The 12,509-nt window shown below is 50.3% G+C and carries 10 protein-coding genes; 1 reads left to right on the top strand and 9 read right to left on the bottom strand.

Annotation, left to right across the window (positions count from 1 at the left end):
- Window positions 1-149 precede the first annotated feature (149 nt).
- The 3 genes from ACK8P7_RS08505 to ACK8P7_RS08495 form a co-directional block, all read right to left on the bottom strand.
- Window positions 150-1,313 (bottom strand): iron-containing alcohol dehydrogenase, encoded by a 1,164-nt coding sequence (locus ACK8P7_RS08505; RefSeq protein ID WP_410043780.1) that lies wholly within the window; start codon window positions 1,311-1,313, stop codon window positions 150-152.
- 1,071 nt (window positions 1,314-2,384) lie between these two features.
- Entirely contained in the window at window positions 2,385-3,185 is an 801-nt protein-coding gene (locus ACK8P7_RS08500; RefSeq protein WP_410043779.1) for a hypothetical protein, read from the bottom strand.
- A gap of 496 nt (window positions 3,186-3,681) precedes the next feature.
- Window positions 3,682-3,984, bottom strand: a complete 303-nt coding sequence (locus ACK8P7_RS08495; RefSeq protein ID WP_410043778.1) for a DUF4357 domain-containing protein — start codon at window positions 3,982-3,984, stop codon at window positions 3,682-3,684.
- Window positions 3,985-4,247: 263 nt separating this feature from the next.
- Here ACK8P7_RS08495 and ACK8P7_RS08490 point away from each other — a divergent pair, with 263 nt between their 5' ends.
- Entirely contained in the window at window positions 4,248-4,700 is a 453-nt protein-coding gene (locus tag ACK8P7_RS08490) for a DUF2798 domain-containing protein (RefSeq protein ID WP_410043777.1), read from the top strand.
- Between the two features lie 365 nt (window positions 4,701-5,065).
- Here ACK8P7_RS08490 and ACK8P7_RS08485 read toward each other — a convergent pair whose 3' ends face one another.
- From ACK8P7_RS08485 to ACK8P7_RS08460, 6 genes are all read right to left on the bottom strand, one after another.
- Complete coding sequence (locus tag ACK8P7_RS08485) at window positions 5,066-6,403, bottom strand: ATP-binding protein (protein ID WP_410043776.1); 1,338 nt, start codon at window positions 6,401-6,403, stop codon at window positions 5,066-5,068.
- 56 nt (window positions 6,404-6,459) lie between these two features.
- Window positions 6,460-9,294 carry a DNA methyltransferase gene (locus ACK8P7_RS08480; RefSeq protein ID WP_410043775.1) on the bottom strand — a complete coding sequence of 945 codons (2,835 nt, stop codon included), beginning with the start codon at window positions 9,292-9,294 and terminating at the stop codon, window positions 6,460-6,462.
- 140 nt (window positions 9,295-9,434) lie between these two features.
- Window positions 9,435-9,677 (bottom strand): hypothetical protein, encoded by a 243-nt coding sequence (locus ACK8P7_RS08475; protein WP_410043774.1) that lies wholly within the window; start codon window positions 9,675-9,677, stop codon window positions 9,435-9,437.
- Window positions 9,583-9,825, bottom strand: a complete 243-nt coding sequence (locus ACK8P7_RS08470) for a type IV pilin protein (protein ID WP_410043818.1) — start codon at window positions 9,823-9,825, stop codon at window positions 9,583-9,585. The genes ACK8P7_RS08475 and ACK8P7_RS08470 overlap by 95 nt, the downstream gene beginning before the upstream one ends.
- 129 nt (window positions 9,826-9,954) lie before the next feature.
- Window positions 9,955-10,704 (bottom strand): TraX family protein, encoded by a 750-nt coding sequence (locus ACK8P7_RS08465; protein ID WP_410043773.1) that lies wholly within the window; start codon window positions 10,702-10,704, stop codon window positions 9,955-9,957.
- A 38-nt stretch (window positions 10,705-10,742) separates the two neighbouring features.
- On the bottom strand, window positions 10,743-12,236 hold the full coding sequence (locus ACK8P7_RS08460) for a transglutaminase-like domain-containing protein (RefSeq protein ID WP_410043772.1): 1,494 nt from the start codon (window positions 12,234-12,236) through the stop codon (window positions 10,743-10,745).
- Between the last annotated feature and the right edge of the window lie 273 nt (window positions 12,237-12,509).

The raw sequence follows: 12,509 nt of genomic DNA, 5'->3' as shown, positions 1-12,509 counted from the left end.
ACAGTACTCCAACTGGTTCTAAGGGGTCGATTTTGATTTATTCACGGCTTCTACGTATGACTTCGGGCACTTACCCTCTGCGCATCCAGCCGAAGTGATCGATTTAATAAAAATTTAATGGGGTCTGACCCCATTAAATTTTTCTAAACTCACAGTGATGCGCGGAAGATCGCGGCGATGTCAGCTTCCTGGAGCGGAGCCCAGGCTTCGTCGAGGCCCTCGAGTTCGGCGACGTGGTGCGCCATCTCGTCGATGCGGCTGTCGTCGATGCCGACCTCGCGGAGGTGCATCGGGATGCCGAGGGAAGCGAAGAAATCATAGGTCGCCTGGATCGCCTGGTTTGCAATGTCGTAGCGGTCCTGTGCTGCGTCGAGGCCGAAGACATTGACGCCGTACTTCGCGAGACGGTCGACGGTGTGATCGTTCAGGATGTGCTTCATCCATCTCGGCGTGATGATCGCGAGGCCCTCGCCGTGCGTGATGTCATAGTACGCGGACAGGGCATGCTCGAGGCCATGGCACGGCCACAGGGAGCGGCTGTTGCCGAGGGAGAAAATACCGTTGCAGGCGAGGGTGCAGTCCAGCATCATCTCCGCGCGGGCGGTATAATCCTCCGGATTTTCGATGCACTTGCGACCGTTCACCATGAGGCTCTTGAACGCTGCCTCCATCATGCCGTCATTGAGCTGTGAGGACTCCTCGCAGAAATACTGCTCCATGATGTGGTTGATGGCGTCTGCGCATCCAGCTGCGGTCTGCTTCTTCGGCACCGTAAAGGTATAGGTCGGATCGAGGATGGAGGCCTGCGGGAAAAGATGCGGATCCATGTAACCGATCTTATCGTTGGTCTCGGTTCTCGAGATAACGCCTCCACAATCGTACTCACTGCCGGTCGCGGCCAGCGTCAGGATATCTACCATCGGCAGTGCGTCCTGTGCGAGCACCTGACCGCTGATCAGATCCCACGGCTCACCCTCGTACTTCGCACCCGCAGCGATCGCCTTCGAGCAGTCGAGGACGCTGCCGCCGCCCACCGCGAGGATCACGTCGATCTTCTGCTCCTTACAGATCTTCACACCCTCCAGCACGCTCGGATCATACTTCGGATTCGGCTGAATGCCCGAAAGCTCATAGATCTCGAAATCCGCGAGCAGCTCCTTCACCTTATCATAGAGTCCCATCCGCTTGATACTGCCGCCACCATAGGTGAGCAGCACCCGCTTGCCGAACGGCTTCATCACCGCAGGAAGCTCCGAAATCACACCCTCACCGAAAATCAGCCTCGTCGGCGTTACATAATCAAAATTTCGCATATCTGTTACCTCTTCTCTTCGTACGTTCTTTTAAAACAGGACTGCCTGTGGATGACCGTGCTGGACCTCGCTCAGCTTGATCAGACAGTCGGTGCAACATGACTGCCAGTGGATGGCCTGTCTACCTCTATCCTTACTCGCAAGGACAGGGTGTGTGCCGGCGACGAAACCACCGGCTTTCCCGGCACATAGTCCCCCGTGCGCCGACGGGAGATATCACAGGCATGCCAAAGTCTACTTTCTATATAGTAGCATTTTCGGAGAGAAAATCCTACTGCGGAGGTCCAGACTTGTTTTCGCGATTTATTATCACCCCCGGTTGCTCGCCCCGGTCACAGATGCATGGCACCATAGCCAGTTATGAATAAAAGAGCATTACTCTTCCTCACTTTCACACCGCCAGCACCTCCATGTCTCGAACCTGTGATACAGCATCGTGTCTCGGACTAAAAAGGCATTACCTTTCCTCGCTCTTGCCCCACTCACACTTCCATGATTCGACTCCAGTGACGCTATAGCATGCTTGGGATTAAAAGGACATTACTCTTTTTTGCTATATCACTCTCATATTCAAAAAGGCATTATTTTTTCCAGCTTTTGCCCGGCTAAGACACCTCATTTTTGCGTTTATGACACAATAGTCCGCTTCGAATAAAAAGGGCATTACCGAAAATAATGTCCTTTTATCTATGGAAGCTGTATTGCGTCACTTTTCCGAAAAAGATAATGCCTTATTTTTTCATACCCATCTACTGCGAAATATCATAATGCCTTATTTTTCAAGAACCCTCTATAGCAAATCTCGATAATGCTCATTTTTTCGAAAGCTTTCTATAGCAAATCTCGATAATGCCTTTTTCTCTGCATCCCGCTTATTGCGTCAACTCCCACAACGCCTAATGCCCACGAGCGTGATTTTGCGACATTTGCGAAAATCCGCGCTGTCATCACACTGCCCCGCAGCGATCCGAATCCTGGTTAACACAGCAATGCGCGCAGTGACCTTTCCACGATGCATCAAAGAATTATTCTGTGAGACGATTCTTTATATCCAGGACTCGCAAATTTTATCTACGCAAAGAAATAATCGATCATATGATCCACGAGTCCAAGATCCAGTGGGCGCTCTTTCGTCTCGCTCGTGATGATCAGGTCCATCATCGGATAGTACCCAGAGACTGCATACTCATGAAGCTTCTTTATCGCATGCTCTTCATAGCGCTCATCATCCATCAATCCTAGATGCTCCCAGTAATAAATCTTCCCCGTTCTGGGATCCATAATAGTGAAATCCGGATATATCTTACGATTATTGAGCTGCAGTTCACACTCATAGCGCACCGCCAGACCTCGCGCTTTTAATCTCGATGCAATATATGCTTCTGATTTTGACCGAACCTCGACGCCGAGCACGCTCTTGATTCCCACCTCATTTGGAAATGGATTGGTCGGAAACTCTGCCCTCTCCCACTCTTGATATTTCGTCGGCAATGCTGTAAGCCTGTCTGTGTACTCCCGAATTTCAGGTACTTCTGCAATTCTCCTGTCTTTTCGCGACTCCACGTTCTTACAGACATTCAGATACATTTTCAGGCCTCTATACTCTTCCTTTTTATCGATGAGCGCTTCTACACATAGCGTTTTTTCAATCATCCGCTGAATCTTCGTCCTGTCCCGACTTGAAATATATCTTCGAACCTTCTTATTCGTCATCGGATCCTTATATGCCTGATAGCAGCGACGATGCCCATTCACGTTGTACACTACAAGTTTTCCTTCTGGAAGCAGTTTGATTTTATTCTCCAGCCTTTTAATTTCCTTATCCAGATACTCAAAATCTCTCCTGGCAAGTTCTCTCGTTGTTATAGCCATAGTCCATGTTCCTTTCTTTGAGATGATCTCCGTGAACTCTGAATGAATTGTACCCCTTGTCAAGGACACAAGAGATTTTTGTTGCCTCATTTTTTAGACAGCTATGAATCTCGTACCCCCGTCCAAGCTGAGTTCCATTTACAATTTCATGTGACATTTATCCACCGAAAAGAGTCTGAATTGATTGTTTTCCAAATTGAACCGTTCAGAATCTCCCAGTGTTGTCTCGAGTATCTATGAGTGTAACGTGCCTTGTCGATTTTGAAAATGTCCGAAAACAGACCATAGTCCCGAAACAGACTATAAAAAAGAACGAGTTCCAGCCGAGAAAGCAGCTTTTTGCCTCGTTAAAAAAATTTTTATGATGCCAACAATCCAGGTAGTCAATAACACCTCCGAGCAGCCTTTATTCACCTTCCCGATCTAGCTGGAAGCTGATTTCGAAGGCTCAAAAGAGCAGGCACCATTCCGGTCACCTGCTCCCACATACTCATAATCATATTCCTTTTCCGTCATCCTCTTCCAGCGACTTCAAGGTCTTTCCATCTTTCGTTTTCCAGCTTGTAAGCCCATTTGCGCTCTTTCCGATCACAAACACGGCCGCAGAGGATGGACTCGTAAAAAACACGTTTTCCAGAAGAACGCCATTCTCGTCGACCCGGGCTGTCTTTCTTTTCTCTTTAATCGTAGCAGAGACGGTATGATCATCCGTAGGTGAAATATGGCTTCCCTTGTAGACCACAAATCCATCTGCCGTCTGCTTTCCATCCGCCGTAACCGTTCCGACATCCTTAACCATTCGTTCCAGATGAAGAAGAACGCCCTTTTCAGCCTGTGTTCCTGGAGACGATTCAGTATCCCCTCTCCATTTTTTCTAGCACCCGCCTGGCCGATATATACCACATTCTTTCCTGTCGTATCCGATGTGCCAAACAGGAAATACACGCCGCGCAGATATATGCTAAAGTGACGCGACAGACAATTTCACAGGTTTATATTGGAAACGCACACTCCTCCCGGATGATAACGAACAACACTGGTTTCATCACAGGAGGATTTTTTATGCCGAAAACCCAGTTTCAGAATGTCGTATTCACCGCCATCATGGCCTTCGTCATGGTTTATGGGATGATCGTCTATAACATCTCCCTCAATACCGGCGGTGTGTCCACGATGTGTTTCCTCGCCGCTTTCCATGAGGTGCCGATCATGGTCCCGATCGCCTTCGTCCTCGAGCTCTTCATGGTCGGTCGCATCGCCCATATCCTGGCTTTCCAGGTCATGCGCCCGGATGACCGCCCGGCCTTCATCACCTACGCCATCTCCCTCTGCATCTGCACCATGATGTGCCCGATCATGAGCCTCATCGCCACCATCCTCTTCAAGGAAGACAAAACCTTCGGTTCCTTCGTCCAGACCTGGGGCATGAACTTCCCGATGGCCATCTTCTACCAGATGTTCTACTGCGGACCGTTCGTGCGCTGGCTCTGCCGCCACATCTTCACTGAGAAATAACTTCCACGGTCGCCAATGCTGGCGGCCGTTTTTTATATCTCTTCGCGGGAAGACTGCAAGCGTGCATTTTCACAATCAGCACTCTCCGGAAGCCTGTGACATTACCCTTTTCGCAAAATGTGTCACTGTGTCGCCTGTGACATTATCTCCGGCTCTTCCGCGAGCCTGTATATTAAGTGATTTTCCGGATTTTGACGCAAAGCAGCCCTGTTTCAGCGCTATGACTTTAAGTCAGCTCTGCCCCTCACTGAAACACCATTGCAGTCTCATCTCCGTCATTCCGGTCATTTCTTTTTAGACAACGAAAAAGCGCCGACTATAACACCGACGCCTTCATTTCATTCATTATGCTGTTTTGCTTTTGTTTACTTGATCTTCCAGTAACCCGTTCTCGTTGTTCCGATGCGCTCGATAGCGCCTTTCTCTTTCAAGGCTTTCAAATATCCCGCTATTGTTTTTCGGCTGACATTCATCATTGCAGCAAGTTGTGTTACCGTGTAGCCGGGATCTTGAACGATATAATTTAACAGGGTACTTTCCCGATCATTCACGTGAACATTCACCCTATCATTCACCTTATTATTCACCCTGACAATTCTGTCCTCTGGCCCGGTAAACTTTATCATGATATCGCCGGGATGAACGGTATATTCTGGCATCGGAAGACTGTCTGCTTTCAGAGAATCACAGATCTTTTCGATACCTCGGCCCCAGCTTTCAATGAAGCCTGCCAGGTAAAAGATATGCGCAATATCAGGATTATACGGCAAGGACGCATGCTTACCCATCAGATTTCCCAACGTCCAGTTTTCAGGCAGACGTCCCACATTTGCCACGTAAAGCCTGTCATTATAAACGCTGACCTGAATCGGAATTCTCGACTCGTACTGCTTATGACAAATAGCATTGAGCAATGCTTCTCTTAGTGCTGCCTCCGGTACAAAGTAACGTTCTCGCCTGTAAATCCCTTCATATGTAATCTTAGCGCGCATATATTTGAATAAAATCAATTCAATCGCTTTATCGACCTGTTCCAAAATAGAGCCGTGGACTTCATCCTGATAAAGCAGATCGGAGTCGCTTTCAAAATAGCCAATCTTGATATAAGCGCCCAACTGATACTTATCCGGGTCCTTACAGAAGAGAAGCATAGCCGCATTCGTCAGATAATCACCATTCGTAAGACGCAGCTTTTCCATCAGGACTTCTTTAGATTCATTCAAAAGAGCCGGATCGATTCTGCCCTTGTCTGCCGCAAGCTTCTTGAAATGCTCAACGATTTGGTCATCCACTTCCTCAGCCCTGAAAACAGGAAGAGGTGAATGATCCCATGTTGCGCCATGCTTTCGCATCAGGAAAGCTTCCAACGCCGGTCCGGTTAGGACCTGCTTCGTACTGCCGCTACGATAATGGTATACGCCTTTGCAGGAAATGCCGATCGGATACGGCGGAACATCGATCTCAATATACTCCCTGTCTCCCTCTGTGAGCCGATTGACATCAACAACGATGCCCATAGCATCTCTTATCTTGTTCGGAATGTCTTCCATCAGCTTTTTGGAATCACTGACCCCGACGACCTTTCCGCTATCATCACAGCCAATATAAAGCTTGCCGCCCGAAGCATTCGCAAAGCCGCATATCCACTTCAGGTATTCATCCCTCCAGGATTCTTTCCATTCAATATTCTGCTGTTCAGGCATAGCACACCACCTTCCACATTACTCTTTTTCCTTGATTTCCGTGACCCGGATGGGAGTCACAGTTCCAACTTCTCCACCAGTTCCTGATACATCTTCATGAGTGCAGCGACGCAATCTGCTTCCGACATCTTCGTGCTGAAGCCGTACGCCTGCATCACGGCGATGTCGTTTTTCGTATGTGCTTTGCGAAGCTCCGGCGGCATGGTCAGCGGGTCATAGAGATCTGCCAATGAAGAATCCGGATACAACGCTCTCGCATCGAGAATCCCCTGCGCCGTTTCTTCGATCTTCTGCTTCTGCGCATCTGTCGGAGAAGGCCATGGAAAGTTATTGTAAACGATAGTATTAGAATATCTATAATCCGATTTTAATCGCCCACATACAACTCTCATCCATGCCATATGAACATTTGATTCCAGCACGCCAAAATTATACAAAGTTGCATTCGGAATCAAAAAGACCAAGTCACTACATAATATATCTGGCGTCATAAACCCCATCGGAATATATCTCCGCCGTTCCGATGACACTTTAGGAACAACGATATAATCACTATCGGGAATATTGGTTGCACCAAATCGAGTAGGCGTCAATGCGCTCTTTTTGGTACTTGCTCTGTTACTCTGATTACGAAATTCTTGTACGGCCTTAACTCTTTCTAAGCATTTCGGCATACTTTTCAATTCTGACGGCGTACAATCCGCCAAATACAAGCAGTATCGTGGTTTCTGTGTGATGAATTCTTTAGACCCATAAAATAAATGTATATAATCTCTGGCTTTTGGTTCATCCGCAACAAATTGCTCCATGTCCTCTTTGGTATCAAATAAGTACTGCCCGTCGTCGATAGGTTGACTTCCGATTCCCATTGATGGAACACTGCACAAAGGTTTACTGGTATTTGAAACAAATGTATCTACTGCGTCGATTAAATATGCATTGATATGTGAAACTAATTTCACCTCATTTTCACTGTATAATTTCAGATGTTGCACCGACTTACCTTTACTGAAACCGATAATGACACAATGAACGTGTGCCTTATCAGATGCTTCACTATCCCAAATAAAAGTCCTGTAGGCATAATCGATATGAATTCCATCTTCGAATAATGGTTTCCATAACGTAGGAACAGCATCCCCTTGAGATACCGAATTTGTAGATACGAGCGCCGCTCTGATATCCGTTTCTGTCATTAAGTCCGCCGCTTTCTTATACCAGCCACATACATAATCTAGATTTCCTGCGTTTTTCCATCCTTCGAATATAGTACAGATATCATCTTTTTGTGAAGCACTCATAAGTCTCGCCCCGACAAATGGCGGATTCCCCATGATATACTTCAGCTTTTCTTTCGGTACGACCTCATTCCAGTCGATTCTCAGCGCATTTCCTTCTGTGATGTTCACATAGGTTTTCAGCGGGAGGAAATCCTGGTTGAAGCCGTAGACGATGCTCTTCGTTTCTTCGAGCATCTGGGATTCCGCGATCCAGAGCGCGGTCTTCGCGACCGTCACGGCGAAGTCATTGATCTCGATGCCGTAAAACTGCTGGATAGAGACTTGAATCGGGTTCAGTTCTTCATCGCCAAGAGTCATCTGTCCGTCGAGTCTTTCCTTGAGGACCTGATTCTCGAGTCGGCGAAGGCTGAGATAGGTTTCGGTCAGGAAATTACCGGAGCCTGCTGCCGGATCCAGGCATACGATGGTCGCGAGCTTATGCTGGAAGGCATCGAGCTTGTTCCGCTTCGTTTTCGGCTGCGCGATCTTACAGATGTCCTGAAACTCTGCTTTCAGATCATCGAGAAACAGCGGGTCAATGACCTTGTGAATGTTCTCGATGGATGTGTAGTGCATACCGCCGGCGCGGCGCGTTTCCGGATTCAGCGTCGACTCAAATACGGCGCCGAAGATCGTCGGGCTGATGTCCTTCCAGTCGAAGCCCTCCGACGCTCTCTCCAGGATCAGCGCCCTGATCTCAGCATTGAACTGCGGTATCTCAATCGACTCGTCCGCAAAAAGGCCGCCGTTCACGTATGGGAACTGCGCCAGCTCCGCCTCGAGATACTCGTCACGCTCCGCGATCGGCGTGTCGAGCACACGGAAGAGCTCGATGAGCGCGCGCCGTGAGTCCTTCACCGAATAGCCGGCGAGGTAATCGTGGAACATGCCATGGCGTCCGAAAATGCCGGCGTCCTCGGCATAAAGACAGAATACCAGACGCACGCAGAGGGCATTGAGGCTGCGTAACTTATGCTCGCGCTTCGCCTTTTCCTCCTCCGTCTCCTTCTTCGGAATCGTGTCCGAAATCCCGTACTGCTTCAGGAAGGCACTATACAGGAGTCCGACAATGTCTCCGGCCTGAATGGATACCTCCATCTCGTGGGACAGTTGCTTCATGTCTTTCTTGATGAGAAAATCCAGCAGCGTGTACTTATTCTGGAGCTCCGGAAGGCTGAGCTTCGTCGGCTCCGGGACGGTCGCTTCCATATCATAGATCCAGATTTCGAGGAAGTTGGACGTAACGATCCACCGCGCCTTCTCCGACAGCGGCAAGTTATCGTTATAACGCTTCGCCTGCTCATACGGCGTCAGCTGCTCGCCACCCGACTGATACTCCTTCTCGTCCAGCTTATGCGTGGAGCCCTTCTGCTCGATCAGCACCTTCACATCCGGGATGTAGGCGTCGATGTATCGGGTATGTACCTTACCATCGCCCTCCGGCAGCTTGACCGGCTTCTCAAACAGGACATACTTCATCACATTCTCAACACCGAGCACATCCTGCAGCAGCTGCATCCAGTACATATGGCAGTCCTGCTTCTCACCGCCGCCCTTCCGCCAGCTGTTTATAAACTGCCGCGCCGCTTCTCTCTGCTCTGCATCTGTCATATCAAAACCCTCATACAAAAACATGGAGCCGAAGCCCCATGACACATTATCAGCTAAGTTATATTTTAGCATAGAATGGAGTACGGCGAACGGAATATATAGAAAAAGGCCGCCTCACGGCAGCCTGAATCCGACATCATCTACTCATTACTCAACGTCAGCGCACATTGTGGGTGATCTATCTTATTACATGTATATGCCACAGAATAGCCAAAGCCCTCTTTAAAACCGACCACGCATCTTCCCGCCTTCATAGATACTACTTTTCCATCTAAAAATGTGATTGAACTATATGAACCGGTATATTTTTCCTCCCCCCCACCAATTAGGAACCTTATTATTATACTTTCCTGTCGAAATGTAGTCAGCTTGAATTTCAGCATAATATGCTCTTACATTCGCCCAATCTGTCGCCACCTCTGCTTTATGTAGCTGCGAGGTGAAAATAGGAATCGATATCGCAACAAGTACACCGATGATTGCAACGACGATTAAGAGCTCCGAAAGTGTGAATCCTTTTTTATTTCTTATCGTTTTTCCTCCTGGCTTTAAGTTTTATCGGCTGTGAATGAAACAGTCGAATGTCTTCTAACGTGAACGCTTGATATTTTCAATGTCAAAATCAGTGTTCGAGACGATAAGAACCCACAAAAACTTGTCTTATCGGTTCACGAAATTCAGCGCCATCACGAGCCCGAGCATGTGCACCGGATAGAAGGCGTAGCAGGCGTACTGAAACGGCCTGCTGTGGTAGCCCTGGCGGCCACGGTAGATCCAGATCGGGATTAGGGCGAGGAGGGCGAGGCCCTGCTGACACAGCTCGATCTCGGTGCCGAGGATGTGCACGGGATACATCAAACCACTGAGGAGCTCGACATTGACCCAGTACAGGGCGAGGAGCTGGCCCAGGAAGCACCACCACTTACGGCCACGGAAGAGATAGAAAACGAACATCGTGAGCACGCCGGCACCGTAGTAATCCACCATGCCGAGGGTGCCGAGTACGGCGCCGAGCACCACAACCAGCACCACCGTTAGCACGTAGAGCGCCCTCTTCTGGTTCTTTCGCGCCTTCTCCATCCGGTGGATGCCGAGAAGACCGAGCAGTAGTGTCCAGATGACGTTCTGGTGCACCGGGTAGAACCAGGTGCCGCCGTACATGAGATCAAACGGAATCTCGGAAAGCAGTGCAAACACAAGCATGCGGCGCAAGTACTTCCGTAAATCGTGCGTGTGGAAGTAGCCCTCGACGGTCATGAAGGCGAAGATCGGGAAGGCGAGGCGTCCCACACAGGTCAGCCACTCCTGCGCCGGCAGAAGCGTCGCCCAGAGGTGATCCATAAGCATGAAGGTCATGGCGATGATGTGAAGTGCCGCCGCACTCAGGTCGAAATGTCTGGTCTCATTCAAATGTCCCCTCCCTGGCCGATTTCTTCGTACCATATGTTTTATGCGAGTTCTTCGAAACTTACGATCTCAGCCTTCCGCGTATACTCATCATATCGCAGGCCGCGATCTTCCGTCTCGATCTCACCGTACTGGTTATCGTACGGGTCGGTACGGAAATAACGCTTGTCCACGGTGAATGGTGCCTGGAAGGCGCGGTTGGCAACCATGCGGTACGGGTCGAGGTTACCGAAGTAGAACTGGCGGCGCTCTTCGTTTTCATTCCGACGGGCACCGATGCCGAAGGACGGGTCTGCGAAGAGCCATCCGAATGGCTCGGCGTAGAAGCGTGCCCAGTCGTGTCCGCCGACGAATTCCGGCTCGGCTGCAAAGCCGCTCTGCCACTCAGCCGGGATACCGGCGCAGCGGCACATCGTGATGAAGAGCAGGGCGAAGACCCCACAGTCGCCGGTGAAGCTGCGCGCGCAGTTCTCCGCGATGCTGTCCAGCGTGAAGTACGCCGGCATGTAGGTGTATCTGAAGTTCTTCGTGATGAAGTCGTAGAAGCTCTTCGCCTTCTCAAGCGGGGTCGTGCAGCCCTGTGCGCAGGCTTCGGTGAGCGCCCGGATGTACGGTGTAAATTCGATATGCGGCGCCAGCTCTGCAGTATCCTTTACGTACTCTGCAAGCGCCTCCGGCTTCAGGCAAGGCAGCTCCGGCACGCCACTCGGACGCTGTGCTGCTTCACAGCACGCACTGCCCGCATCCTGCATCGTGCCCTGAGACATTGGCATCCCGTGCAGTACCGTCTCCACGTCATGCCACTTCGCGGTGTGCACATAGGAGTAGGTCACGCTGAACTCGTGGTTTTCCTGCATGTTTTCTTCCCAGTAAACCGTGCGCTGCTCGGCGTCCTCTGGCGCGATCTGTCCGTTTTCCGGGAACATCGACTCGATGCGGATGTCGCTCTGCTGCTCGCAGGCTGCGGCGATCGGAACGTGCACGCGCACCAGCATGCCCGGCTTGAATGCCGCATCCTCTACCTTCACGGTAGCGCGGATGGTGATGCGGTTCGCGAGCGCTCCCTGCTCCTTCATGATGCGCATCGAGCGGTTCAGGCGCAGGTCGCCCTTGCTGCCACGGCCCGAGCTCTCGCCGCCGTTCAGTGCCACCTTCGTTCGATCACGGAATTCCGGCACGGATTTGCACATGCTCGAGAAGAAACGGTTGAAAATCCGCATCTCGCCATGGAGATAGATGAAACGGATCTGGCCGCACGCGACTGCCGCGTCGAACTCCTCCTCCGTGTACGACGGAATCTCCGCACGGATGATGTCCATCGCCTCCGCGCGGGTGTACGGGAAGTCAGCCGGCATACGGCGGATCATCTCGCGCTCCGCCAGCAGGCAGTAGCGGAGGTTCTCCGGCAGATTCGTGCACGCGAGGCGCTGGTCGATACAGTCAACCGCAGCTTCGAGCTCTCCGCAGAGCTTCATCTTCTCTACCGCCTCCGGCAGCCCGACATCCAGATAGCTGAAATACTGATTCTCGTTCATAGATAAAATCCTTTCGTTTTTCGTATGCAACACTCACCACCTTCCGGTGATGAGCAGCAGACGTATTTAAGCAGATGTTTCCCCGACGATCTGCGCTGTAACACAGCAGTTTCACCCATTATACCGCGTGCCGGCAGTAAGCGCCACCGCGGGGTCTGACCCCATTAAATTTTTCTAAACTGAATCTAAACAAAAGTTTATGGGGTCAGACCCCAATGTCGTCAACCCAACGTCAACTTAAGATTGGTTGCTAGAAGGATGATATCACAAAGG

It is taken from the genome of Oribacterium sp. P9, from assembly GCF_046365365.1.
GTDB lineage: Bacteria > Bacillota > Clostridia > Lachnospirales > Lachnospiraceae > Oribacterium.
This window is presented reverse-complemented; position numbering and strand designations above follow the sequence as displayed.